This window comes from Gemmatimonas sp. (assembly GCF_031426495.1).
In the GTDB taxonomy this organism is placed as follows: Bacteria; Gemmatimonadota; Gemmatimonadetes; order Gemmatimonadales; family Gemmatimonadaceae; genus Gemmatimonas.
This window is the reverse complement of sequence record NZ_JANPLK010000017.1, coordinates 12,952-39,017: the sequence shown is the minus strand read 5'-3', so window position 1 is coordinate 39,017 and position 26,066 is coordinate 12,952. Positions and strand designations below refer to the sequence as shown.

The following is a 26,066-nucleotide window of genomic DNA, read 5'->3' as shown; positions in this document are numbered from 1 at the left end:
GAGGATGTTCCTGATGGTCCAACGTTCTACGCTCATTCTGCTGGTCGCGCTCACCCTCATCGGCTGCGAGGGGGCGAACCCCAGCACGTCGAATGCGCAGACCCGCACGCTCCCGCCTGCCCCCGGCAAGCCGGTCGGCCCCGTTCCCGCGCAGACCATCGATGGATCGCGTCGGACCGCCATCACGACGGCCGTGGAACGCGTAGCCCCAGCCGTCGTCACGGTGCAGACGGAAACGGTGCAGAAGGTCCCGGTCGACTTCTTCGAATACTTCATGGGCGGGCGCACCGGTGAACGCCGCAACGCCGGCATCGGCTCCGGCTTCGTTGTGCGTAGTGACGGCATCATCGTGACCAACGCCCACGTGATCTCGGGCGCCACGAAGGTCTCCATCGGCATGCGCGACGGAACGTCGTACGACGCCACCGTGGTCGGCATCGATGAGACGAACGACCTCGCGGTGGTGCGGATCAAGGCCAAGGATCTGCCGGTGGCGCCCCTTGGCAGTTCGTCGACGTTGATCGTTGGCGAGTGGTCGATCGCTATCGGCAATCCGTTCGGTTTCGTGCTCGGGAACAGCGAACCCAGCGTGTCGGTGGGCGTCGTGAGTGCCGTTGGTCGAAATCTCGCAGGGCGCGGCGACGGCGGCGGCGTGTACGTCGACATGATCCAGACCGATGCCGCGATCAACCCCGGGAATTCCGGCGGCCCGCTGGTGAACGCGTCGGGCGAAGTGGTCGGGGTCAACAGCTCGATCTATTCGCCGAGCGGTGGATCGGTGGGTCTCGGATTCGCGATCCCGATCGACCGCACGAAGCGGATCGTGGAAGACCTGCTCGATCACGGTTCGGTGCGTCAGCCGTGGGTGGGCATTCGCCTACAGACGCCCGACGTGCAGAGCGCGCGCGAAGCGGCCGCGGTCGGCGCCATCGTGGCGCGCGTGGTTCCGGGATCCCCCGCGGATCGCGCTGGAGTCCGCGCGGGTGATCAAGTGATCGCCGCCGGCACGCGGCCCGTGAAGAATCCGTTCGACTGGGAAGCGCGGCTGCTCGACCTGCGTGTTGGTGAGCAGCTGGCGGTCACCGTGCGCCGTGGCAGCGGCGAACAGCGCTTCTCGCTGCAGGTCGCCGACGCGCCGGAGGTAAGCGCACCCAAGGTCACCGTGCTACGCGAACTGCAACTGGTGTCGCTCACCGACGTCATTCGCCAGGAGCGAGGCGTGGCGTCGAACGCTGGCGCGCTCGTGTATCGCGTGTCCGATCGGATTCGCGATGAAATCGGCCTGCAGGACGGCGATGTAATCGTGCAGGTGGGACAGACGCGAGTGAATTCGGCCGAGGCGGCGTCGGCTGCCATCGACCGATATGGCGCTCGCGGTCCCGTGTATGTGGTATTCGAGCGCAATCGACAGTATCTCCAGACGTCGTTCTCTCTCCGCTGATTCCGTGACCGCACCCGACCGCACTTCGTACGCCTCGCCGCTCGCCGACCGCTATGCGTCGCGCGCCATGCTCACGCTGTGGGGCCCGCAGACGCGGTACGGCCTCTGGCGCCGGTTGTGGCTGGCGCTCGCCGAAGCGCAGCAGAGTCTCGGCATTGCGATTCCCGATGCCGCGCTCGAAGAAATGCGCGCGCATCTCGATGACTTCGACTTCGATGCCGTCGCCGTGTACGAGAAGAAGTTCCGTCACGACGTCATGGCCCACGTGCACGCGTTCGGCGATGTGGCGCCGGCGGCCCGCAAGTACATTCACCTCGGCGCCACGAGCTGCTTCGTCACCGACAACGCGGAGCTGATTCTGATGCGCCGCGGGTTGCACCTACTGCGCGAGAAGCTGATCGATTCGCTCGATGCCCTTGGCGGGTTCGCGCGCGAGTGGAAGGACGAACCGGCCCTCGGCTATACGCACCTTCAGCCGGCGCAGCTCACCACGGTCGGCAAGCGCGCGACGTTGTGGATGCAGGACATCCTCCTTGACCTCGCGGATCTCGAGTACCGCGTCGCGCAGCTGCCGTTCCGCGGTGTGAAGGGCACCACCGGTACGCAGGCGAGCTTCCTCTCGCTGTTCGACGGGGATCATGCAAAGGTGCGCGAGCTCGATCGACTTGTCACCACCGGCATGGACTTCGCGACGTCGATCCCGGTCAGCGGGCAGACATACTCGCGAAAGGTGGACGCGCAGGTGCTTGGCGTCGTCGCCGGCATCGCGGCCACCGCGTCGAAGTTCTCTGGTGACATCCGCATGCTGCAGGCGTTCGGCGAGATCGAGGAGCCGTTCGAGAAGAACCAGATTGGATCCTCGGCGATGGCGTACAAGCGGAACCCGATGCGCTCCGAGCGGATCGCGTCGCTCGCGCGGTTCGTGTTGTCGCTCGAGCCGAACGCCAATCAGACGCACGCCGTGCAGTACTTCGAGCGCACGCTGGATGATTCCGCGAATCGTCGTCTGGTGATCCCTGAATCGTTCCTTGCCACCGACGCGATTCTGGTGCTGATGCAGAACGTCGTGCGCGGGCTCGAGGTCCATCCCGCTCGGATCCGGCGTCGCGTCGATGACGAACTCCCGTTCATGGCCACCGAGGAGATCATCGTGCGCTTCGTGCGCGCCGGCGGCGATCGTCAGGAAGCCCATGAGCTGATTCGCGGTCACAGCATCGACGCCGCGCGTGCCGTGAAGGATGGCGCAGCGCGCAACGACATGCTGGAGCGGCTCGCGGCCGATCCCGCCTTCGGTATCCCTTTGGAAGATTTGCAGGCCGTGACGGAGCCGAGGCGCTTCGTCGGACGGTCGCCGGAACAAGTCGTGGAGTTCCTCGACGAACACGTGGCACCGTGGCTTGCTCGTGACCGCACCGGTGTCGAAGTGGAAGAGGTGCGCGTATGAGCACGGGACGGCCCGCAGCAATGATCGAAACGGCATTGCCGTTGCCGCTCGTGCGGCGCGGCAAGGTGCGCGACGTGTACGCCGTGGACGACGATCGGCTGCTGCTGGTGACGACCGATCGCATCAGCGCGTTCGACATCGTCATGAGCGAAGCGATTCCGTACAAGGGCGTTGTGCTCACGCAGCTCACCGCGTGGTGGTTGTCCCAGCTGTCGAGCGTCGTGGAGCATCATCTGCTCTCTGCCGACACCGATGAGATCGTACGCGAGGTGCCATCGCTGGCGCCGTATCGCGACGCGCTCGCCGGCCGCAGCATGTTGTGTGTGCGCGCCGATGTCGTGCCGATCGAATGCGTGATCCGCGGCTACATCACGGGTTCCGCGTGGAAAGAGTACCAGGCACATGGCACGCTGGCCGGTGAGGCCTTGGCGGTCGGACTGCGTGAGAGCGATCGCCTCGATCCGCCGATCTTCAGCCCGGCCACGAAAGCAGAGACGGGCCACGATGAGAACATCACGATCGCCAGCGTGATTGACAGCGTGGGGTCCGATACGGCCGCCACACTCGAGCGTCTGGCGCGCACGGTGTACGAGTTCGGACGCGCCACGGCGGAACCGCGCGGCATCATCGTGGCGGACACCAAGTTCGAGTTCGGCCGGCGTGACGGACGCTTGTTGTTGATCGATGAAGTGCTCACGCCGGACAGCTCACGATTCTGGCCGGCCGACAGCTACACACCGGGCCGCGGTCAGCCCAGCTTCGACAAGCAGCCGCTTCGGGACTGGCTCGATGTGGAACGCCGCGCCGGACGATGGAATGGTGAAGCGCCGGCTCCCACGCTTCCCGATGATGTCATCGGCGCGACCAGCTTCCGCTACCGGGATGCCTTCGCTCGTCTCACCGGCGCACCAATGGACCTGGGACGCCTCGGATTGCTCGAGGATTCGCTTTGATGTTTGCGCGTGAGGGTTATCCACTGCTGCTTGGCGCCGCCGGATTGGCCGCGCTGACTTTCGCGGCCGCGTTACGCTTTCGTTCGTGGCCGTGGTGGCTGGCCGGATATGTCCTCACGCTCGCGGCCCTCGTGGTGGCCTGGGTCTATCGTACCTCAGTTGGAACACCCACATGAGCCGCCCGGATACCCGCGGGACCGGTACCGATGGCGTAGAACGTCCGCGCCGTCCGCGTCCTCGCGCCGCCGTTGCCCTCCCCAACGGCTTCACGCTGGCCAACCTCTTCTTCGGTATCTTCGCGATCGTCGCCGCGTCTCGCGGCGATTTCGATGCCGCCGCCCGATTCATCGTGTTCGGTGCGATCGCCGACACGCTCGACGGTCGCATCGCGCGCGCCACGAAGTCGGGCACGCGCTTTGGTGAGGAGCTCGACTCACTCGTGGATGCGATCTCGTTCGGCACCGCGCCCGCGCTGATCATGTACTTCGCCGTGTTCCAGAGTACACGGTGGGAATGGATCTTCTGCTTCTTCTTTACGGCGTGCGCCGTGATGCGGCTGGCGCGCTTCAACGTCGAGCAGGCTGGCACCAAAAACACGCACTTCACGGGTCTGCCCAGTCCCGCCGCGGGCATGACGCTCGCGACGTACTACTGGTTCAGCCAGACGCCGCTGTACACCGAGACGATGATCGGCGACCTGCCCTGGCATCAAATGCTGCGCTGGGTCATGCTCGGTCTCGGCATGCTCATGATCAGCAACGTGCAGTACGCCAAGGTACCGACGGTGAACTTTCGCACGCTGAACGGTATCCTCGGATTTCTGTTGGTCGTCGGCACCTTCGTCGGCGTCATTTTTCTACCGAAGAAGTTCTTCTTCCCTGCCCTGATGGCCTATGTGCTATACGGCATAGGCCGCACCGTTTTTCTCGGGTTGCTCGATCGCATTCCCGGCGCGCGTGAGGATGACGACGCGGCCCAGGATGACATCGACGAATCCCTCGATCCCCGACGTCGTCGTCGACGCCGTCGTCCTTCACGACAGAACATCGCGCCGGACGACGGTCGCGAGGAGCCCTTGGCATGACCCGTTTCCGCTGCGCCATCCACATCGTTCCGCGTCGCGGGATCCTCGATCCCCAGGGCAAGGCGGTTGCTGATGCGCTCCACTCACTCGGGTTCGCCGACGTGAGTGACGTGCGCGTCGGGCGCCACGTGATCGTCGAGACCGAAGCGGCGACCGCCGATGCGGCGCGCGCGCGCATCACGGCGATGTGCGAGAAGCTGCTGGCCAACCCGGTCACCGAAGACTTCGAGATCGCCTCGGTGGAGCACGCGTGAAGGCCGGGATCGTTCGGTTTCCCGGTTCCAACTGCGACGAAGACGCATTTCACGCGATCGCCGACCACCTCGGTCAGGAGGCGGTCTATCTGTGGCACAAGGATCACGACCTCCAGAACGTCGATCTGGTGATCCTTCCCGGCGGATTCAGCTACGGCGACTACCTGCGCGCCGGCGCCATCGCGCGCTTCAGTCCGATCATGCAGGAAGTCATCGCCTTCGCCAAGCGCGGCGGGCCGGTGCTCGGCATTTGCAACGGGTTTCAGATCGCCTGTGAAGCCGGGTTGCTGCCCGGGGCCCTGCTGCGAAACGCGAGTCTGCGCTTTGTGAGTGCCCCGGCGCACCTGCGTATCGAGTCGATCGCGACCCGGTACACCTCGCAGTACCACATCGGTCAGGTCATTTCCATTCCCGTGGCCCACGGCGACGGTCGTTACACGGCCGATGCCGACACGCTGGCTCGCCTCGAAGGCGAGGGCCAGGTGGTGTTCCGGTACGTGAGCGCCGAGGGCCAGGCCACCGCGGTGGCCAATCCGAACGGCTCGCTGCGTAACATCGCCGGTATCGTCAGCGCCGAGGGCAACGTGCTCGGCATGATGCCGCACCCTGAGCGGGCGCTCGATGCGACGCTCGGTTCAACCGACGGCGTGCCGTTGTTCGCCTCAATCCTGGAATCGATGCTCGCCGAGGTGAAGGCATGACCGCCGCGTCCAACGCACGTCCCGTCGAATCCCGTCCGGGCGACCCGGTGATCACACCGGCTATGGTGGCCGAGCACGGCATCACCGAGTTCGAGTACGAGCGGTTGATCGCGATGCTGGGGCGCACGCCGACGTTCACCGAGCTCGGTGTCGTAAGCGCGCTCTGGAGTGAGCATTGCTCGTACAAGCATTCGCGTCCGATGCTCAAGACGCTGCCCACGAAGGCGCCGTGGGTGTTACAGGGGCCCGGTGAGAACGCCGGCGTCATTTCCGTCGGTGACGGCTGGGCGGTCGCATTCAAGATCGAGTCACACAATCATCCGTCCGCCGTCGAGCCGTACCAAGGCGCGGCGACCGGCGTCGGTGGCATTCTGCGCGACGTGTTCACCATGGGGGCACGCCCCATCGCGTTGCTCAACTCGTTGCGTTTCGGTCCGCTCACGTCGAGCCGCGTGCGCTGGCTCTTCGCCGGCGTCGTGAAGGGTATCGGCGATTACGGGAACTGTGTCGGCGTACCGACGGTCGGCGGCGAAGTCGTGTTCGATCCGTCGTACGAAGGCAATCCGCTCGTGAACGCGATGTGCGTCGGCCTCATGCGACAAGACGAGCTGATCACCGCGGTGGCGTCGGGCGTCGGTAATCCGATCATGGCCGTCGGCGCACGCACTGGTCGCGATGGCATTCACGGCGCGTCGTTCGCCTCGGAGGATCTGTCGGCGTCCAGCGAAGCGAAGCGGCCCATGGTGCAGGTCGGCGACCCGTTCACCGAGAAGCTGCTGCTCGAAGCGTCGCTCGAGTTGATTCGCAGCGGGCACATCGTCGCGATCCAGGACATGGGCGCGGCGGGTCTCACCTCGTCGTCGGCCGAGATGGCCGAGCGCGGTGATGTCGGCGTCACGATCGACGTCTCGAAGGTCCCGGTGCGCGAACAGGGGATGACACCGTACGAGATCTTACTGTCGGAGTCTCAGGAGCGGATGCTCGTGGTCGCGAAGCTCGGCCACGAAGACGACGTGCGCGCCATTCTCGCCAAGTGGGATCTCGAAGCCGCCGTGATCGGTGAGGTGATCGCGGAGCCGGTGTATCGCGTGACCGAAGGCGAGCGCGTGGTGGCCGAGTTCCCCGGCTCCCGCCTGGTCACCGAGTGCCCGCAGTACGTGCTCGAGCCGAAGGAGAGCGAAGCGCTGAAGGCTGCGCGGGGTCGATCGGCGCACGCCGTCGCGGCACTCGAGGAAGAACGTGATCACGCATGGACGCTGGAGCGCCTGCTCTCGTCGCCGACGATTGCCAGCAAGAAGTGGGTGTGGCAGCAGTACGACTCGACGGTGCGTACCAGCACGATGCGCGGCCCGGGCAGCGACGCGGCCGTGGTAAAGCTCCGCGGCACCGACAAGGCCATCGCGCTCTGTATCGACGGCAATGGCCGCCACGTGGCGCTGTCACCGCGCAATGGCGGCCGCGCGGCCGTGTCCGAAGCCGCGCGCAATGTCGCATGCACGGGTGCACGCCCGATGGCGATCACGAACAATCTCAACTTCGGTAATCCGAAGAAGCCGGAAGTGTATTTCCAGCTGAGCGAAGCGATCGCCGGCATGGGGGAAGCCTGCACTGTGCTCGAAACGCCGGTGACCGGTGGCAACGTGTCGCTCTACAACGAAAACCCACAGGGCGCGATCCATCCCACGCCGACTATCGGCATGGTCGGACTCATCGAATCCCTTTCTCATGTCACGCCGTCAGGTTTCCAGCAGGCCGACGACGACATCGTGTTGCTCGGCGATTGCACCGATGAACTCGGGGCGAGTGAGTACCTGCTCGAGATTCACGGGTTGACCATTGGCGAACCGCCCGTGTGTGACCCGACGCGTGAGCGCGCCTTGATCGACGCGCTGCTGGAGTCGATCCGCGGCGGTGTCGTGCGCTCAGCGCACGATTGCAGCGATGGCGGGTTGGCCGTCGCGCTCGCCGAGTGCGCGATGGCCGATCGCAATCGCGAATTCGGATTCACGGTCGATCTCTCGGCATGGGCTACGCTCCCACACCGCGCGCTGCTGTTCGGTGAAGCGCATGGACGTGTGATCGTCTCCACTGCGGACAGCGCGGCGGTGCTGCAGATCGCGCAGCGCCATGGCGTACCGGCGCGAGTGATCGGTGCCGTCACCACGGCCGACAGCGGTGCGCAGTTCACGATGTCGGACGACACCTTCTCGGCGCCGATCGACTGGCTCGCGAAGGCGTTTCACGAGGCAATTCCGCTCGCCATGGATGGCGAGACGCCGGCTGAGCATGCGGTGGTCTCCTCGCACGCTCCTACCAACGACTGATCGGGAGTTTTCCCATGTGTGGTATTTTCGGCGTCTATGGAGTTCGGGACGCAGCAGCACTTACGCAACTCGGCTTGTACTCGCTGCAGCATCGCGGGCAGGAGTCGGCGGGCATCGTTGCCGTCGATGACGCGCGGCATGCGCGAGTCAGTCGTGCGATGGGACTTGTCTCTGAAGGTTTCGGTGACGAGGAAATGGACGCACTGCGTGGACCGATTGCGATCGGCCACACGCGTTACAGCACGGCCGGTGCATCGGCGATCGAGAATGCGCAGCCGATCCTCGCTCGCGTGCGCCGGAGCCACATCGCGCTCGCACACAACGGCAATCTGACGAACGCCGTCGAACTGCGGCGTGAGCTGGAAGATGGCGGCGCGATCTTCTCGTCGACCATGGATTCCGAGGCGATTGTGCATCGCATCGCCCGCGCGCACGGCGCAACGCCGGAAGCCCGTGTCGCGGACGCGCTGCAGGGTGTCGAGGGCGCGTACTGCCTGCTGATCGTACTGGACGAAACGGTACTCGTCGCGCGTGACCCGCACGGCTGGCGCCCGCTCGTGATAGGTCGACTCGGCGATGGCTGGGTCTTCGCATCGGAAACGTGCGCACTGGACATCGTTGGCGCCGTGTACGAACGCGAAGTCGAGCCGGGTGAGATCATCGCGGTCGATGCGCAGGGTCTGCGTTCGATTCACGCGCTGCCGGCGGCGCCGATCAATCGCTGCGTGTTCGAGCATGTCTACTTCGCCCGCCCGGACAGTGCAGTGTTCAGCGGCTCCGTCGACCGCTCCCGACGCGCGTTGGGTCGACAGCTGGCGCGCGAATGCCCGGCACCGGGCGCCGATATCGTTTTCGCGGTACCCGACTCCTCGAACTCGGCCGCGCTCGGCTTCGCCGACGAATCCGGCACGTCGTACGAACTGGCATTGATCCGGAACCACTATATCGGGCGGACCTTTATCCAGCCGACGCAAGCCGGCCGCGATGCGAAGGTCAAGGTGAAGTACAATCCCGTGCGCGAACTGCTCGAGGGGAAGAGTGTGGTCATGGTCGACGACTCGATCGTTCGCGGTACCACGACGCGCGGTCTCGTGTCGCTGGTTCGCGCGGCGGGAGCGCGCGAAGTGCACATGCGTGTCTCGAGCGCGCCGATCATCAGCCCGTGCTACTACGGCATCGACACGCCGCGTCGGGAGGAGCTGATCGCGGCGCAGATGACGCATGACGAGCTGGTCCGGCATCTCGGCGTCGACTCGTTGGGCTACCTGTCCATCGATGGCATGCTGTCTGCTATGCCTGAAGGTCCGGATGGCTATTGCCACGCCTGCTTCTCGGGGAAGTATCCGACCGCGACACCCAGCGAGCCCGAGCTGTTACGTGCCGGCGGAGGCGCCGGTCTTTCGATCGGCATCGCGTGATCGTCGTTCCACACACTGCAAGGGAGAACTGAATGACCCGCTCCGTCTATTTCTTCGGAAACGGCAGCGCTGACGGTACGCGGGACATGAAGACGATACTGGGGGGGAAGGGAGCCAATCTGGCCGAGATGACGAATCTCGGCGTTCCTGTACCCCCTGGGTTCACGATTGCCGCCCATCGGTGTGTGTCGTATCTCGCCGATGGGCTGGTGGAGGATGCCTTCCGCGAGGAAGTCACGCGCGCCCTCGAGCGTCTCGAGGTCGTCAGCGGCAAGCGCTTCGGCGATGCGGCGAATCCGCTGCTGGTCTCGGTGCGCTCCGGTGCGTCCGTTTCCATGCCCGGCATGATGGAGACGATCCTCAATCTCGGTCTCAACGACGAGACGGTGGAAGGTTTGGCGAAGGCGAGCGGGAATGCGCGTTTCGCGTACGACTCCTACCGCCGCTTCCTGCAGATGTACGCCGACGTCGTGCTCGGCGTACCGATCGCCAAGTTCGAGCAGTTGCTCAGCAGCAAGCGCGTCACGAACGGTGTGACCACCGACAGTGAACTCAGTGCCGATGCACTTCGCGCGCTCGTGCACGAGTATCAACAGCTGATCCGGTTCACCACGGGACACGATTTCCCGATGGATCCGCAGGTGCAACTGTGGGGCGCGATTGAGGCCGTGTGGAATTCGTGGACGTTGAAGAAGGCCGTCGACTATCGGCGCGTGAACGGCATCTCGCACACGCTCGGCACTGGCGTCAACATCGTGTCGATGGTCTTCGGGAACATGGGCGACGACTCGGGAACCGGTGTCGCGTTCACCCGCGACCCGTCCACCGGTGAGCGTCGTTTCTACGGCGAGTTCCTGGTCAATGCGCAGGGAGAGGATGTGGTCGCAGGCATCCGTACGCCGCTCCACATCGACGACATGGCGACCATGTTGCCCGCGGCATACACCGCACTGATGGCCACGCAGGATCGCCTCGAACAGCATTTCCGCGACATGCAGGACATCGAGTTCACGGTGGAGCGCGGCACACTGTATCTGCTGCAGACGCGCACGGGGAAGCGCACGACTGCAGCCGCGTTGCGCATCGCGCTCGATATGGTGGACGAAGGGTTGATTTCGCAGCGCGAGGCCGTGTTGCGCATGCAGCCGAATCAGCTCGATCAGCTTCTGCACCCCGTCATCAGTTCGGATGTACGGGCCACGGCACTCGCGGTCGGCTTGCCGGCCAGCCCCGGCGCAGCCAGCGGCATCGTCGTGTTCGATCCCGATGTGGCCGAGCGGCGTCATGCGGCCGGCGAGCAAGTCATTCTGGTGCGCGAAGAGACGACGCCGGAGGATTTCCACGGCATCGTCGCAGCGCGCGCTGTCCTCACGGCCCGTGGCGGCATGACCAGCCACGCGGCCGTCGTCGCGCGCGGCATGGGCAAGTGCGCGATCGTAGGATGCACGGCACTCGAGATCTCACACGAGCAGCGGTCGATGCGCATCGGTGAGCACGTGATCAACGAGGGTGATTGGCTTACGCTCGATGGCGGTACCGGACGCGTCTTCGCGGGTGATCTGCCCACGCAGCCGAGCGAAGTGATGCGCGTGAACAACGGCGTACTCGCGGCGGTCGACGCGCCGACCTATCAGGGATTTGCGAAGCTCATGGGATGGGCTGACGAAGATCGTCGGCTCCGTGTGCGCGCAAACGCCGATACCCCGCGCGATGCGCGCGTGGCGCGTAACTTTGGCGCCGAAGGGATCGGGTTGTGCCGCACTGAACACATGTTCTTCGAGGGCGAGCGCATCACCGCGATGCGTGAGATGATTGTCGCTCGCGACTTGAATGGACGTCGACGCGCGCTTGAAAAGTTGCTACCGATGCAGCGCGCGGATTTCGAGGGCATCTTCCAGGCAATGGACGGATTTCCCGTCACCATCCGCCTCCTCGATCCGCCGCTGCATGAGTTTCTACCGCATGGTGGCGAAGAGTCGACGATGCTGGCGCAATCGTTGGGGCTTTCTCGCCCAGAGCTGGCTCGTATCGTGGCGGCGCTGCACGAGACCAATCCGATGCTTGGGCATCGCGGGTGCCGACTGGGCATCGTGTATCCAGAGATCACCGAGATGCAGGCGCGCGCCATCTTCGAGGCGGCTGTGCGCGCGCATCGCCGCGGCATCGACGTACGTCCGGAGATCATGGTTCCGCTGGTCTCCGACGTCACCGAGCTGCGTCATCAACGGGCGATCATCGAGCGGGCGGCCGATCAGGTGATGGGCGTCATGGGCGAGCGCGTACCGTATCTCATCGGCACGATGATCGAGCTGCCGCGCGCGGCGCTCACGGCCGACGAGATCGCCACCGAAGCCGACTTCTTCTCCTTTGGCACGAACGATCTCACCCAGACCACGTTCGGCCTAAGTCGCGACGATGCCGGTCGGTTCCTGCCGCATTACATCGAGAAGGGTATCCTCGCTGAGGATCCGTTTCAGGTCCTCGACCGAAAGGGTGTCGGCAAGCTGATCTCGTGGGCCGTGCGCGATGGCCGCGCCACGCGGGCCGATCTCAAGGTCGGCATCTGCGGCGAGCATGGTGGCGAGCCACAGAGTGTCGCCTTCTGTCATCAGGTTGGCTTCGACTACGTCTCCTGTTCGCCGTATCGCGTGCCGGTCGCCCGCCTGGCCGCTGCCCACGCCGCACTCGGCTGACCATGTTGGCCCGAAGCGCACGCATCGCCGTGATCGGTGCCGGACCGTCCGGCATCACCGCGGTCAAGAATCTGCTCGATGCGGGTTTCACCGACGTCGTGTGCTTCGACCGCAACGAGGCGGTCGGCGGGAATTGGCTCTTCCGACTCGAGACGTCGCACTCGAGCGTCTTCGAGACGACGCACATCATCAGTTCGAAGACGCTGTCGCAGTACCACGACTTTCCGATGCCGTCGTGGTTCCCCGACTACCCGTCGCACGAGCAACTCGCGCACTACTTCCAGAGCTACGCCGACCATTTTGGCGTCACGCCGCGCGTGCGCTTCGGGAGTGATGTCGTACGCGTAGCGCCGCTCCCAGGCGAGCAATGGGCGATGACCGTTCGCGCGGGAGATGTCGAGTTCCATGAGGTTTTCGACGCGGTGGTCGTGGCCAACGGGCATCATTGGCGCCCGCGTATGCCGTCGTATCCGGGAGAGTTCAGCGGCATCACGATGCATTCGCATGGCTACAAGCGCGCCGCGCCGTTCACCGGTCAACGGGTGCTCGTGATCGGTGGCGGAAATTCGGCGTGCGATGTCGCCGTGGAAACGGCTCGAGTTTCGGCCACCACGGAGCTGTCGTGGCGCCGCGGCTACTGGATCGTGCCAAAGTTCCTCTTCGGCCAGCCGAGTGACGTCGTCGGGCAGCGTACGCAGTGGATGCCTCGCGCGGTACGTTCGCGCATCAACCAATTTCTGCTGCGCCTGTTGCAAGGCGCCAATCGTGACTACGGGCTACCCGAGCCGGATCACGCGTTCGGAGCGACGCACCCCACGGTGAATTCCGAGCTGTTCTACGCGCTGCGCCACGGGCACATCACGCCTCGACCGGATATCGCGCGTTTCGATGGGCCTACCGTCCACTTCGTCGACGGGACGCAGGCCGACTACGACATCATCGTCGCGTGCACCGGATACTGGATCGCGCACCCGTTCCTCTCCCCCGACGTCGCCGACTTCTCCCAAGGTCCGGTTCCGCTGTATCTGCGGATGTTCCCCGCGCGATTTCCAACGCTGTCGTTCGTCGGCCTCTTTCAGCCGCTGGGTTGCATCTGGCCAGCGGCCGAGTTGCAGGCGAAGGTGCTCGCGAGGCGTCTGTCCGGCGCCTGGGTGCCACCCAGAGACCTCGAAGGGGCGATTGCCGAGGAACTGGCCCATCCGGACTATCCGCAGCTCGATACGCCGCGCCACACGATCACGGTGGACTACCACAAGTTCAAGGCGCGTCTGCTGAAGCAACTGCCGGCGAATTGGCGCTCGACCACGGCGACCGCGGCGGTCGACTAAACAAAAGCGCCCCACCGCGATTGCGGTGAGGCGCCCAAGTGGAGGTGAGGGGAATCGAACCCCTGTCCGAGACTGAATCGACCCCAGCGTCTACGTGCGTATTCTGTTGATTGAGGTCTCTGTCCGCTGGCCAACAGAAAGCCCACGTCCAGACAAGCCTGCTAAAGTTTTGCCCAACGCCCGCAGGCGTGACGTCAGACTAGCCCAGATTTGCGATACTCACATGCCGCCCCGGGCGGGCTGCCTTGTGAGCACTGCCGGTAACCCGAAGGTTAGGCGGCGAGCGCGAGGTTGTTGTTCGCGATTGGAATTTTCCCGAGTGTTTTACCAGGTGCTCGAGGACCTGGGCACGCAACCAGAGCTTCACCAACCCCGTCGAAGCCAGTCACCCCCGGCTAACGGTCCTGCACCACTCCGTACACTAGGGGAGCACCGGCGGTTCCCGCAACTGCCCACGGCGCCGAGTACCAGCGGCGATCAGGCGGCTTCGCAGGTCAGATCCGACACGTCCGGGTCGCTGGCCGCCAGCCGCTGCGCCCGGTACTCCTCGTAGTGGAGCAGGTAATTCGAGAAGATCTCCTCGACCTCGCTGAAGTCGCGCACCTGATGCAACAGCTTCCGCAGGTCGGCCGAATTCGGGAGCCCCTTCACATACCAACCAAGGTGCTTACGGAACTCGAGCGCGGCGCCGATCGCGTCCACCTCGTAGCCCTGCACCAAACGGGCGTGATCGAGCGCGATGGCGAAGCGCTCGTGCACACCGGGCGTTTCCGGCACGGGCAGGCCCTCGAAGAGCGCGCGGGCCTGCTTGAACACCCACGGCTGGCCGTACGAGCCGCGCCCCAGCATGATGCCGTCGGCCTTCGTATGGTCGAGCATGCGCTTGGCGTCGGCCGCCGTCTTGATGTCGCCGTTACCCAACACCGGGATGTCGAGCGCTTCCGCCACCTTGGCGATCTCGTCCCAGTTCGCCTGCCCGGTGTACATCTGCGTCCGGGTGCGCGCGTGCAACGCGAGCACGCGAGCGCCCGCGTCCTGACAACGCAACGCAATGCCAACCGGGTCGCGCATCTCCTCGCTCCAGCCGCTGCGAATCTTGCACGTGACCGGCAGCGGCGTGGCCTTCGAGACAGCCCGTATGATTTCCTGTACCAGGTCCAAATCGCGCAGACATCCCGACCCACCATTCCGGCGCACGACCTTCTTGACCGGGCAGCCGAAATTGATATCGACGAAGTCCGGCATGAACAGGTCCGTCACCACGGCGGCCGCGTCGGCCATAGCGGCGGGATCGGCACCGAAGATCTGCACGCCGATCGGGTGCTCATCGGGCGAAAAACGCAGTTTGCTGATCGTGGCTTCGTTCTCGCGACGGATGCCCTCAGCCGACAGGAACTCCGTCACCACCACGTCGGCGCCATGCGAATGGCACAGCCGTCGGAAGGGAGATTCCGACACGCCAGCCATCGGCGCGAGATAGAGTGGCACCGAATGGGGCACACGGAATGGAAACGTCTTACGGGACATGCGCTTGAACTTAGCGGGCCGGTCTCGGGCGAGCAACGCAGAGGTTTGACAGCGGCGTCCCCATGGTTAGGATACAAGGCTATGGAACTGCGCGAGTTCTTCTCCGAAGACGCTGTCCAGCTCGAGCTTCAGGGTACGAGCAAGGACGAAATTCTCAAGGAACTCATCGGGCTGCTCAAGCTCGATGAAAAATCCGAGGGCATGCTGTTCAAGATGCTCAAGCGGCGCGAAAATCTCGGCTCCACCGGCATTGGCCGTGGAATCGCGATCCCGCATTGCCGCAGCCTTGTCGTCAACCGTCTGCGCGTGGCCTTCGGCCGCAAGAAAGACGGGGTCGACTTCAAGGCCATCGACGACAAGCCCGTCAACTTCTTCTTCCTCATTGTCGCGCCGCCGCTCGAGGTCTCGAACCAATATCTGCCGGTACTGGGAAAGATCGCGCAGTTCAGCAAGGAGAGCGACGTACCGGGCCGCCTGCTGGAGACCAGCTCTCCGGCGGAGTTCATGGCCCTGCTCGAAGAGAAGCGCGTTTAACGTCGTGGTCGTCGATCAGTAATCACTGATCGACGACGAGGCGGCGGATATCCAGGCGCAAGCGATTTACGACGCGGAGACTCTGTAAGACTGCGGCAGCGGCCAATCCGGCCACGAGCCCCAACCACAGTCCGCGTTCGCGCAGCGGTGTGCGGAACCCTAGGTACATCCCGAGCGGAATACCCACGCCCCAGAACGCCACCAGATGCAGGATGGCGGGCACACGGGTGTCGCCCGTTCCACGCAGCACGCCGCTCGTGACGGCCTGCAGGCCGTCGAAGACCTGAAACATGCCCGCCAGCGGAATCAACGACACGGCCACCGCAACCGTGGCGGCTTCCGTCGTGTAGCGCGTGGCGAGCCACTCGGGCGCGAGCATGAAGATCACGCCGCTGATGCACATCACACCGCCGCCACACGCGATGGCCGCCACCGCGTCGCGACGCGCCGACGGCATGTCGCCGCGGCCGATAGCGCGCCCAACCACGGCGGCCGCCGCACCGGAAATCCCCAGCGGCACCATGAACGTCATCGCCGCCATGTTCAGCGCGATCTCATGTCCGGCGAGCGATGCCGTGCCCATCCATCCCATGAAGAGCGCCGTGAGTCCGAAGGCGAAGCTCTCGAAGAACCACTGCACACCGATCGGCACACCAATGCGCAGCATGCGCAGGAACGGCGCCCAATGCAGCGTCTCTCGGCGCCACGGCCGAATGGCCGGACGCAACAGTGGCCACGCCAACGCGAGCAGCACCAGCGCCATCACCCACGTCGAGATCGCGGTCGCGTAGCCCGCCCCTTCCACGCCGAGCGTCGGCGCACCCGCATTGCCGAAGATCAACAACCAGTTCACGAACACGTTCACGATGTTCGCCACCGCCGCGGCGATGAGGATATGGCGGACAGGCCCCATCGCCTGCAGCGTTTGCCTGAACACGTTGAACGCAAAGAACGGCACGATGGCCAGCGCCCGACGATAGGTATACACCGATGTTTCCTTCACCACATCGGCCGGCTGATCGAGCGTCAGCAGAAACCATTCAACCGGCAACAGTGCCAGCAGTACGACTACGGACACGAGGGCCGCGAGGACAAACCCGCGCTGCACGCCGCGCGCGACGGCCTCGTGATCACCGGCGCCGACCGCCTGCGCGACAACCGGATCGATCGCGCAAAGCAGCCCCATGCCGAACACGCTCGCGTTGAAGAAATAGAAATTCCCCAACGCAACCGCAGCGATCGCCGCACCACCGAGCTTGCCAACCATGAGCGCGTCCACCACGCCCATGGCCTGAATACCCAGATTGATGAACACGATCGGCATGGCGATGCGCGCCATGTCACGCAGATCTCCGCGCCAGTCCCGGCTGGAATCGACTGCGATGCTCAACGGCCGTTGGTGCGCTTCGCCGAGGACACCAACTCGCGCACCTCGCGAAGCAGGCGCGGCGCATCGTAGGGAATGCCGTCCTTGATCGTCCACGCCACACCGCCACCGGGACCGGCCGCCGCATCCGCGCGCGGCGGATAGAACACCTTGAGGTCTTCGAGCGGGTTGCCGTTGATCACCACCAGATCGGCCACGAACCCGGGGCGCACGCGGCCAAGACGCGACTCTTCGCCAAGGATCTTGGCATTGTTCGCCGTGACATGCTGCAACACGCGCAGCGGCGCGAATCCGGCCTCCTGATGCAGCTCGAGTTCACGGATCAAGCCGAATCCGTACACCTGGTAGATGAAGCCGGCGTCCTCTCCCGCACCGACGACGCCGCCAAACCGTTCGAAATCGCGCACGGCCTGAAACCAGATGCGGTAGTTCTCCTTCCAATACGCTTCGTCGGTGCTGCTCCAATTCGCGAAGTACGAGCCGTGGTTCGAAGGATCGGGTTTGAAATACTTGTCGAGCGTGGGATGCAGATACTCGGCGAACCACGGCTGCGTTTCCGCCCGCTGCAGGTCGCGGCTGGCCTCGTAGATATCGAGCGTCGGATTCCAGGCGACGTTGCCCTTCACCATGGCCTTCAGCACGTCCTGCAGCCGCGTCGGATCCGCCTCGCGCCACAACCGCCCCGCGTAGCGGAAGCGCATGCCCTCATCGGCGTAATTGAAGTTCGACGGAAAGTTCTGCAGTCCATCGGTGATCGCCGCGTCCGGTACGCCGTACCAGTGCTCGATGCTCGTCAAGCCACCCGCGGCGGCATCCCAGGCATTGGTCTCGTCAACCGCCATGTGATGGGCCGTGCGCAGTCCAAGCTTACGGGCTTCATCGAGTACCGCCGGATAGACATCTTTGTCCATGCCGAACAGCTTGAGCCCGTCGACACCGAGCGCCTTGAGGTCACGTACGCGCTGGCGTGCCTCGACCTCATTGCGCGGCACCGGCATGTACGCATAACGCGCGTAGACATACAGCCGGGGGCCGATCAGGTCGCCGCTGAGACTGCGCGCCCGCAACTGAATCGTCTTCGGCGTTTCGCTCGACACGTCACGCACTGTCGTGATGCCCATGCCGAGCCAGAGCTTCATCTGATACTCGAGCGGCTGCGCGATACCACCGCGCTCGTCCTGCACATGGCCGTGCAGATTGATGAGCCCCGGCATCACGTACTTGCCCGTCGCATCGATGATCACGTCGCCCGTGGGACGTCGCGCCGTGCCGTCCTTGATCGCGACAGAATCGAGCGACACGATCTGCGCGATGCGGTTCCCTTCGATCACGATATCCTTAGGCCCCTCCGCCGGCGTGCCGTTGCCCTCGATGATCGTCGCGCCGCGGATCACCAGGCGCGCCGGACGGACGCCGTGTGACGGTGCCGTCTGGGCCGACAAGGAGAAACTGCATGTAAGCGCGATTGTTGTCGCGGCCAGCGTGAGAATCGTACGACGTGTCGTCAGGCGCATGAGGTTACTCCCACTCGATCGTGGCCGGGGGCTTTGAGCTGATGTCGTAGACCACACGGTTTACGCCATCAACCTCGTTGATGATCCGATTCGAAATGCGTCCGAGCACGTCATGCGGGAACGAGAACCAGTCGGCCGTCATGCCGTCGGTGCTCGTGACCGCGCGCAGTGCGATCACATGCTCATACGTACGGCCATCACCCATCACACCAACCGAGCGTACCGGCAAAAACACGGCGAATGCCTGCCAGATCTCTTGATAGAGGCCCGCGGCGCGAATCTCTTCGAGATAAATCGCGTCGGCGCGCCGGAGAATATCAACAGCGTACGGCGTCACTTCGCCAAGCACACGAATGGCGAGTCCCGGTCCCGGGAAGGGATGACGGCCGACCATCTCCTCAGGGAGACCGAGCTCGCGGCCGACGTTTCGCACTTCATCCTTGAAGAGCTCGCGAAGGGGCTCGATGAGCCGGAACTTCATATCGGGTTTCAGGCCGCCTACGTTGTGGTGCGTCTTGATCGTCGCCGACGGTCCGCCCTTCGCGCTCACCGACTCGATGACGTCGGGATACAGCGTACCCTGCACGAGGAACTCGGCGCCCTGCCCCGCCTCCGCCGATGCATCTTCGAACACGTCGATGAACGTGTGTCCGATGATCTTGCGCTTCTTCTCAGGATCGCCTTCGCCGGCGAGACCGTTCAGGAACCGATCTTCCGCCCGCACAGTGATCAGCTTGATGCCGAGATGTGCGCGCATAGTGCGTTCCACCTGCTCGCGCTCGTGCAGGCGAAGCAGCCCCGTGTCCACGAAGATACAGGTGAGCTGATCACCGATCGCCTTGTGCACCAGCGCGGCGGCGACACTGGAGTCCACACCGCCGGACAGGCCGCAGATCACCTGCTTGTCGCCGACCAGCTCGCGGATCTTCGCGACCTCCAGATCGATGAAATGGCCCGGCGTCCAGTCGGGCGTGCATCCGCAGACGCCGAACAGGAAGTTCTGAATGATCTCGGCGCCGCGCACCGTGTGCGCCACCTCAGAGTGAAACTGCACGGCGTGAATCGGACGCGTGGTGTGTCGAAAGCCGGCCAGCGTGTGGCCGCTGTGCGCCGTCGCGACGTAGCCCGGCGGTACCTGTTCCACATGATCGCCGTGGCTCATCCACACCGTGGTGCGCTCGCCGGCATCAAAGCCGTTGAACAATCCCGTCGGCTCGTCGATCGTGACTTCCGCGCGGCCGTATTCGCGGCGGCCTCCGCCCACCACGGCACCGCCCTCCAGATGCGCGATGAGCTGCATGCCGTAGCACACGCCGAGCACAGGCGCGATGTCGAGCAGCGCGCGAGAAATCGTGGGTGCATCGACATCCGTCACCGAACTCGGTCCGCCGGACAGAATGATGCCATCCGGCTTCCACGCCCGGATCCATTCGAGCGACTTGGACGGCGGATGAATCTCCGAATAGACGCGGGCTTCGCGCACGCGGCGAGCGATCAGCTGCGTGAATTGCGATCCGCAATCGAGGATGAGAATACGGCTGTTCATCAGAACTTCCACTCCGGACCGGTAAGCTTGAGGAACTCGACGGCCTTCGTGTCGAGATCGAGAATGGCACCAGTGGGCGCGCCGTGCAGCCAGCCACAGCCTTCGCCGGGATTCACCAGCATGGTATCCCCGCGCGACTTCATTTCGGGAATGTGCGTGAAGCCGTGCACCACGACTTCATGCCCGTCGATGGAGCGCTGATGCACATCGGCAAGATCGTGAATGAGCAGCACCGACTTGCCGCCAAGGTCGAAGCTGTGTGGCGATTCGTACAGTTCTGTGGCGCCGAAGCCAGACTTGGCCGCCGCCTGAAGCGCGTCCTGGTCACCATCATTGCGTCCGAACACACCGAGCAGCGGCACCGACAGATCGTGAAACGGCTGCAGCGTGAACGGCGAGCAGTAGTCGCCGGCGTGCATCACGATCGACACCCCACCGGCAATCATCTGCTCGAGGAGTTCGCGGACGGCAGGCACGCGGTCATGGGTATCCGACAGTAAGCCGATCCGCATCAGGCAGTTCTCCACTGGAGGTGCGCACGCTCATGGCGTACGAGGTCTTCGAGGCGTTCGCGCTCGGTGATCACGGCGAAGCGATCGCCGTCCACCATCACTTCAGCGGGGCGCGGACGGGAGTTGTAGTTGGACGACATCGTGTAGCCATAGGCGCCCGCCGTGTGTACGGCGAGCAAGGCACCAGCCGCCACATCAGGCATCGGCCGGTCTTTCGCAAAGAAGTCCCCCGATTCGCAGATCGGGCCGACGACATCGGCGACGACGGTGCCTTCGATCGACTCCACGGCGTCAATGCGATGATAGGCCTGGTAGAGCGCCGGCCGGACGAGATCATTCATACCGGCGTCGGTCACGATGAAATCCTTGCCGGCCGCATGCTTCCGATACAGCACTTCCGTAATGAGCGCGCCCGCTTCCGCGACGAGAAATCGTCCCGGTTCGAGCAGCAGCGTCAGCCCGGTCTCGCGGGCGGCGGCGAGCACGATCGCCGCATAGTCGTCCACGTCGGCATCGCGCTCATCGGCGTGATACGGTACGGCCAATCCGCCGCCGACATCCATGTATGCGATGGCGTGACCATCGGCACGCGCCGATGCAATGGCCGCGAGCAGCCGCGGCAGCGCGTCACGCATCGGATCGGCGTTGCCGATCTGCGAGCCAAGGTGCATGCCCATGCCCCGCAAGGCGACATGCGGCAGCTCGTGCACCATGGCGACGAGACGCGACACGTCATCACGCGGGATCCCGAACTTCTGCCCCTTCTCGCCGGTCTTGATGTACGCATGCGGCGTATCGACGGTCACCTCGGGGTTCACCCGGATCGCGATGGGCGCCACGACGCCTTGGCGGCCCGCGACGGCGTCGATGGTGACCAGTTCCGCTTCCGACTCGACGTTGATCAGCAGCACGCGTTCCTCGAGCGCCTGCTCGATCTCGCGTACCGTCTTTCCGACGCCACTGAACACCACATCGCGGCCGGTGAATCCGGCTTCGCGGGCACGGAAGAGCTCCCCGCCCGACACGATGTCAACGCCGGCTCCGAGCTCATGCAGCAAACGCAGCACCGCGAGATTCGAATTGGCCTTCATCGCGAAATGAATACGGTGCGGCACGCTCGCGAACGCCTGCTCGAGGCGCTGCAGGCGGGCGCGGATCGTATTCGCGCTGTACACGTACGTGGGGGTGCCTACCGCGGCCGCGATGGCCGGCAGGGGCACCTGCTCCGCGTGCAAGACACCGCCCCGCCGTGGAAACGCCGGTTCGGAGGTCGACGAAGGCATCGCGTCGTTCAGTACGAGCGAGCCCACACGACCTCATACTTCGCCGGCTCACCCGTCACCATGCACGTCGTGGGTGCTTCCGGCGAGCGGTATTCCAGATCGGGAATGACGCGGATCGTCGCCTTCGTCTCTTCCTTGACCTGTTGTTCCACCGCCGGATCACCGTTCCAACCGGCATACACGAACGCGCCCGGGCCGTCCATCACTTCCTTGAACTTGTCGTAGCTGATGCGCTCGCGGATCGTGTTCGCTTCCACTCGGGCACGGGCCGCGGCGAGCATGTCCGCTTGAATCGTATCGAGCACGGCGGGCAATTCGGTGCGCAGGGTGTCGAAGCTGATGGGGCGCTTCTCACGGGTGTCGCGACGCGCCAGCATGCCGGTGTTGGACGCCAAATCGCGAGGACCGATTTCCATGCGCAGCGGAATGCCGCGCAACTCCCAGTGATAGTACTTCGCGCCGGGCTTCACCCCGATGCGGTCGTCCACGTGCACGCGGATCCGCTCGTGGTCCGGGCGCTTGAAGCTGCCCAGATCATCGGCGATACGCTTCGCCATCTCGACGGTGGCCGCGCGCTCCTCTTCGGTCTTCCAGATCGGCACGATCACCAGCTGAATCGGCGTGAGCTTTGGCGGAAGGCGAAGTCCCGCGTCGTCGCCGTGCGTCATCACGAGGCCGCCAATCATGCGCGTGGAGACGCCCCAGCTGGTGTTCCATGCGAACGCCTGTTCGCCCTGCTCGTTCTGGAAGCTGAGGTCGAACGCCTTCGCGAAATTCTGTCCGAGGTTGTGCGACGTGCCGGCCTGCAGCGCCTTGTTGTCCTGCATCATCGCTTCACAGGCGTACGTGCGCAGCGCGCCGGCGAACTTCTCGGAGTTCGTCTTCTGCCCAGTGATCACGGGCATGGCCATGTAGCCTTCCATGAACTCACGGTACACGCCCAGCATGCGACGCGTCTCTTCCTCGGCCTCGTCGTGCGTGGCGTGCGCCGTATGGCCTTCCTGCCAGAGAAACTCCATGGTGCGCAGGAACAGGCGTGTGCGCATCTCCCAGCGCACGACGTTCGCCCACTGATTGTACAGCAACGGCAAGTCGCGATAGCTCTGCACCCACTTTGCGAACATGGAGTAGATGATCGTCTCCGACGTGGGGCGCACCACGAGACGTTCCTCGAGCACTTTGCCGCCACCCATCGTGACGACGGCGCATTCCGGCGCGAAGCCTTCCACGTGCTCCGCTTCCTTCGAGAGGAAGCTCTCCGGAATGAACAGCGGGAAGTAGGCGTTCACGTGACCGGTCGCCTTGAACATGTCGTCGAGCGCGCGCTGCATGCGCTCCCAGATGCCATAGCCGTGCGGCCGGATGACCATGCACCCGCGCACTGGCGAATAGTCGGCGAGCTCCGAACGCAGGACCAACTCGTTGTACCACTCGCTGAAGTTGTCGGCGCGTGTGGTCAGTTTCTTGTCGTCACTCATGGCTGGTATCCGTTCGATTCAACGTCGACGATGCCCACGTGCTCAGGGCATCAAGGGTCCGCACGATTGCTTCCTCCGCGCCGGCCGCGCGGGCGCGGTAACTCGGCGCGGCGTCGGCCGTATCCACCACGATCGTGGCGAGACTACCGGCTTTCCGAGCGGCTTCCAACTGCTTCTCCACGCGCTGCTCGCGCAACGCAAACTCCACCGCATGTCCGTCGGCCCGCAGTCGCGCCGCCGTCTGCAGCATTGCGTTGGGATACGACGCACTGTCCGGTGCCTGCGCGATCCAGAGGGCGACCGACGGTGCCGGCGCCTTCATCAATCCGCGCGCTTTCAGCAGCTCGCCGAGCACGACGTCGCCCATGCCGAATCCGAGCGCGGGCAGATCGGTGCCGCCGAGCGACTTGAGCAGGTTGTCGTACCGTCCGCCGCCGCAGATCGCCCGGAACTCGCCGATGTTGTCGAAGAGTTCGAATACGATGCCGGTGTAGTACGCGAGCCCGCGCACGATCGTGAGGTCGAAGCGCAGCCAATCGGCGATGCCCAAGGCGTCGCAGTGCGCGACGTACTGGGCAAATCGCTCCACATGCGGTGCAACCTCGGGTGCCTGACCATACCGCGATTGCAGCGTGGCGAAGTCCAGCGTCGCGAATCCCAGAATCGCGTCGACGGTCGCCGGCGGTAATGCGGCGGCCGCCAGCTTCTCGGCCGAGATCTCCTGCGGCTGACGTTCGAGCTTGTCGAGCACAGCGTACACCGCCGGCCACGTGGGCTCGTCGATGGCGAGGTGCGCGAGCAGTCCGTTCAGCAATCGGCGATCGCTCACGCGCGCCCGCACGTCGCTCGCTGTCAACCCGAACGCCGCCATGATCTCCACGGCCACCGACAGCAGTTCGGCATCGGCGAGGACGTCGGCTTCACCGACGATGTCGACGTTCAGCTGAAAGTGCTCGCGGAGGCGACCCTTCTGCGTCCGCTCGTAGCGGAACAGTTGCGGCATCGAGAACCAGCGCACCGGCTTGCGCAGCGTTTGCGCGCGCGCCCCGACCATGCGGGCGAACGTCGGTGTCATCTCGGGACGCATGGCGACCGCACGTTCACCTTTGTCGACGAACTCGAACAGCTGACCGACGATCTCGTCGCCGCTCTTCTGCGTATACAGCTCGAGCGGCTCGAGCGGCGGCCCGTCATACTCCTGAAACGCATAGCGCCGCACGATGCGGCGCCAGGTCTCGAAGATGTGGGCTCGCTCGGCGAACTGCTCGGGATAGAAATCTCGGAAACCCGGGAGGAGCTTTGGAGGCATCCTTGAAAGTTACCGAGCGAGCGGATCGACCTGCAACCGCTCCATGGCATCACCGACGGTATGAAATGATCCAGTCACCAGCACGGTGGCCGCTTGATGACGAGCGCGTTCGAGCGCTAGCGCGAAATCGTCGACACGCTGGACTGGCAGCCCTTCGGCCTCAGCCCACGCCGTGACCTCGTCCAGATTCCACGCGCGCGCCACCGGGGCCGTGGGCGCCATGGTTACCACGATCTGCGTCGCGACCCGCGCCACCGCGCGGAGAATGCCCGCCCAATCCTTGTCGCGGAGCACGCAGACAACGGCGCTCACGGGTAACGGCGCACCAACCTCGAGCAGATTGGCCGCCACCGTCGCCGCGCCGTCGGCGTTGTGCGCCACGTCAAAGAGCCACGGACCGGCGCGATGAAAGCGTCCGGACAGCCGGACCCCGGGCAGCAGCGCCGCCGCATTCCGCTCGATGTCGAGCCAGCGTCCGCCTGCGCCTCGGAGCATGGCCAAGGCCACGCCCGCGTTGTGCGCTTGAAACTCGCCGATCAGCGGCGTCGTCAACTGACGCTCGCCGTCTGGCGTCACGAGCGTGAAGGATGTGCCGGCGCCGCCCACGGAAATGTCCCGCACCTGCCAATCACGACCGGTGACGAGCACGGGATCGGCCCCCACCGCTTCGGCGCGATCCGTGAGGAGCGCACGAATCTCCGGCCGCGCCTCGCCGACAACGGCCACCGCTCCGGGCTTGTAGATGCCGGCTTTCTCGCCGGCGATCAACACCAGCGTATCACCCAGAAACTCGACATGATCGAAGCCGATTTGCGTGACCGCGGCCGCCACCGGATAAACGGTGTTGGTGGCATCGAGTCGCCCACCCAAGCCGACTTCTACAATCGCCACATCGACCTGCTGAACGGCGAACCAGTCGAGAGCCATGGCCGTGGTCGCCTCGAAGAAGGTCGCGCCGAGACGCGTCATCTCCGGCTCCCACCGGTCTAACCACATGGTGATGGCATCATGTGGCATGGGCGCGCCATCAACGACCACCCGCTCGGCGAAATCCACCAAGTGAGGCGACGTGTACCGACCGACGCGAAGGCCGGAACCGCGCAGCATGGCATCGAGCGTGGCCACGGTGCTGCCCTTGCCGTTCGTACCCGCCACGTGAAAGACAGGATAGGTCCGGTGGGGATCGCCGAGCAACGCCAGCAATTCCGAGACTCGCTCAAGCCCAAGACGCCAGGCGCCGCCGGTACGCGAGAACAGCCGGCGGAGCGCGTCGTGATATGCCGAATCGGCCATCGAAGCCCGTTCAGCCGCCGATTGCGGCGGTGGGGCCAGCGGG

21 protein-coding genes and 1 other RNA gene are annotated in these 26,066 nt (G+C 64.6%); 12 read left to right on the top strand and 10 right to left on the bottom strand.

Annotated features, from left to right (window positions below):
* The first annotated feature begins 13 nt into the window (after positions 1-13).
* Genes RMP10_RS05355 through RMP10_RS05305 form a run of 11 tightly spaced genes read left to right on the top strand, consistent with a single transcriptional unit; the run spans position 14 to position 13,640 of the window.
* A complete protein-coding gene (locus RMP10_RS05355) occupies positions 14-1,441 on the top strand; it encodes a trypsin-like peptidase domain-containing protein (protein WP_310569362.1) in 1,428 nt (475 codons plus the stop codon).
* A gap of 4 nt (positions 1,442-1,445) precedes the next feature.
* Positions 1,446-2,885, top strand: coding sequence for an adenylosuccinate lyase (gene purB, locus RMP10_RS05350; RefSeq protein WP_310569361.1), 1,440 nt, complete (start codon positions 1,446-1,448; stop codon positions 2,883-2,885).
* On the top strand, positions 2,882-3,838 hold the full coding sequence (locus RMP10_RS05345; protein WP_310569360.1) for a phosphoribosylaminoimidazolesuccinocarboxamide synthase: 957 nt from the start codon (positions 2,882-2,884) through the stop codon (positions 3,836-3,838). The genes purB and RMP10_RS05345 overlap by 4 nt, the downstream gene beginning before the upstream one ends.
* Positions 3,838-4,014: a hypothetical protein gene (locus tag RMP10_RS05340; protein ID WP_310569359.1), complete on the top strand. Its 177-nt coding sequence runs from the start codon at positions 3,838-3,840 to the stop codon at positions 4,012-4,014. The genes RMP10_RS05345 and RMP10_RS05340 overlap by 1 nt, the downstream gene beginning before the upstream one ends.
* On the top strand, positions 4,011-4,922 hold the full coding sequence (gene pssA / locus RMP10_RS05335) for a CDP-diacylglycerol--serine O-phosphatidyltransferase (RefSeq protein ID WP_310569358.1): 912 nt from the start codon (positions 4,011-4,013) through the stop codon (positions 4,920-4,922). Before RMP10_RS05340 ends, pssA begins: the two co-directional genes overlap by 4 nt.
* The gene (gene purS / locus RMP10_RS05330) at positions 4,919-5,176 is read left to right on the top strand and encodes a phosphoribosylformylglycinamidine synthase subunit PurS (protein ID WP_309669836.1); all 258 of its coding nucleotides are present in this window, start codon (positions 4,919-4,921) and stop codon (positions 5,174-5,176) included. The genes pssA and purS overlap by 4 nt, the downstream gene beginning before the upstream one ends.
* The gene (gene purQ / locus RMP10_RS05325; protein ID WP_310569357.1) at positions 5,173-5,877 is read left to right on the top strand and encodes a phosphoribosylformylglycinamidine synthase subunit PurQ; all 705 of its coding nucleotides are present in this window, start codon (positions 5,173-5,175) and stop codon (positions 5,875-5,877) included. Before purS ends, purQ begins: the two co-directional genes overlap by 4 nt.
* Positions 5,874-8,201 carry a phosphoribosylformylglycinamidine synthase subunit PurL gene (purL, locus tag RMP10_RS05320; RefSeq protein ID WP_310569356.1) on the top strand — a complete coding sequence of 776 codons (2,328 nt, stop codon included), beginning with the start codon at positions 5,874-5,876 and terminating at the stop codon, positions 8,199-8,201. Before purQ ends, purL begins: the two co-directional genes overlap by 4 nt.
* Positions 8,202-8,215: 14 nt before the next feature.
* On the top strand, positions 8,216-9,619 hold the full coding sequence (gene purF, locus RMP10_RS05315) for an amidophosphoribosyltransferase (RefSeq protein ID WP_309669839.1): 1,404 nt from the start codon (positions 8,216-8,218) through the stop codon (positions 9,617-9,619).
* Positions 9,620-9,651: 32 nt separating this feature from the next.
* A complete protein-coding gene (gene ppdK, locus RMP10_RS05310; protein WP_310569355.1) occupies positions 9,652-12,312 on the top strand; it encodes a pyruvate, phosphate dikinase in 2,661 nt (886 codons plus the stop codon).
* A gap of 2 nt (positions 12,313-12,314) precedes the next feature.
* Positions 12,315-13,640 (top strand): NAD(P)-binding domain-containing protein, encoded by a 1,326-nt coding sequence (locus tag RMP10_RS05305; protein ID WP_310569354.1) that lies wholly within the window; start codon positions 12,315-12,317, stop codon positions 13,638-13,640.
* A gap of 36 nt (positions 13,641-13,676) precedes the next feature.
* On the opposite strand, the gene ssrA is transcribed toward RMP10_RS05305, so the two are convergent.
* Both ssrA and dusB read right to left on the bottom strand, forming a co-directional pair.
* Positions 13,677-14,033, bottom strand: a transfer-messenger RNA (tmRNA) gene (gene ssrA / locus RMP10_RS05300).
* A gap of 84 nt (positions 14,034-14,117) precedes the next feature.
* Entirely contained in the window at positions 14,118-15,167 is a 1,050-nt protein-coding gene (gene dusB / locus RMP10_RS05295; protein ID WP_310569353.1) for a tRNA dihydrouridine synthase DusB, read from the bottom strand.
* An 81-nt stretch (positions 15,168-15,248) separates the two neighbouring features.
* Here dusB and RMP10_RS05290 point away from each other — a divergent pair, with 81 nt between their 5' ends.
* Positions 15,249-15,701 carry a PTS sugar transporter subunit IIA gene (locus RMP10_RS05290; RefSeq protein ID WP_310569352.1) on the top strand — a complete coding sequence of 151 codons (453 nt, stop codon included), beginning with the start codon at positions 15,249-15,251 and terminating at the stop codon, positions 15,699-15,701.
* A 22-nt stretch (positions 15,702-15,723) separates the two neighbouring features.
* Here the strand turns inward: RMP10_RS05290 and RMP10_RS05285 are convergent, their stop codons facing one another.
* Genes RMP10_RS05285 through RMP10_RS05250 form a run of 8 tightly spaced genes read right to left on the bottom strand, consistent with a single transcriptional unit; the run spans position 15,724 to position 26,023 of the window.
* Positions 15,724-17,040, bottom strand: coding sequence for an MATE family efflux transporter (locus RMP10_RS05285; protein WP_310569351.1), 1,317 nt, complete (start codon positions 17,038-17,040; stop codon positions 15,724-15,726).
* Positions 17,041-17,087: 47 nt separating this feature from the next.
* Positions 17,088-18,602, bottom strand: a complete 1,515-nt coding sequence (locus RMP10_RS05280) for an amidohydrolase family protein (RefSeq protein ID WP_310569350.1) — start codon at positions 18,600-18,602, stop codon at positions 17,088-17,090.
* A gap of 4 nt (positions 18,603-18,606) precedes the next feature.
* On the bottom strand, positions 18,607-20,148 hold the full coding sequence (gene guaA / locus RMP10_RS05275) for a glutamine-hydrolyzing GMP synthase (protein ID WP_310569349.1): 1,542 nt from the start codon (positions 20,146-20,148) through the stop codon (positions 18,607-18,609).
* Positions 20,148-20,660 (bottom strand): metallophosphoesterase, encoded by a 513-nt coding sequence (locus RMP10_RS05270; RefSeq protein ID WP_309669234.1) that lies wholly within the window; start codon positions 20,658-20,660, stop codon positions 20,148-20,150. The genes guaA and RMP10_RS05270 overlap by 1 nt, the downstream gene beginning before the upstream one ends.
* A complete protein-coding gene (lysA, locus tag RMP10_RS05265) occupies positions 20,660-21,970 on the bottom strand; it encodes a diaminopimelate decarboxylase (RefSeq protein WP_310569348.1) in 1,311 nt (436 codons plus the stop codon). The genes RMP10_RS05270 and lysA overlap by 1 nt, the downstream gene beginning before the upstream one ends.
* Positions 21,952-23,421 carry a proline--tRNA ligase gene (gene proS, locus RMP10_RS05260; protein ID WP_310569347.1) on the bottom strand — a complete coding sequence of 490 codons (1,470 nt, stop codon included), beginning with the start codon at positions 23,419-23,421 and terminating at the stop codon, positions 21,952-21,954. The genes lysA and proS overlap by 19 nt, the downstream gene beginning before the upstream one ends.
* Positions 23,414-24,730, bottom strand: coding sequence for a histidine--tRNA ligase (gene hisS / locus RMP10_RS05255; RefSeq protein WP_310569346.1), 1,317 nt, complete (start codon positions 24,728-24,730; stop codon positions 23,414-23,416). Before hisS ends, proS begins: the two co-directional genes overlap by 8 nt.
* Before the next feature lie 9 nt (positions 24,731-24,739).
* Complete coding sequence (locus RMP10_RS05250; protein WP_310569345.1) at positions 24,740-26,023, bottom strand: folylpolyglutamate synthase/dihydrofolate synthase family protein; 1,284 nt, start codon at positions 26,021-26,023, stop codon at positions 24,740-24,742.
* Positions 26,024-26,066: the final 43 nt, after the last annotated feature.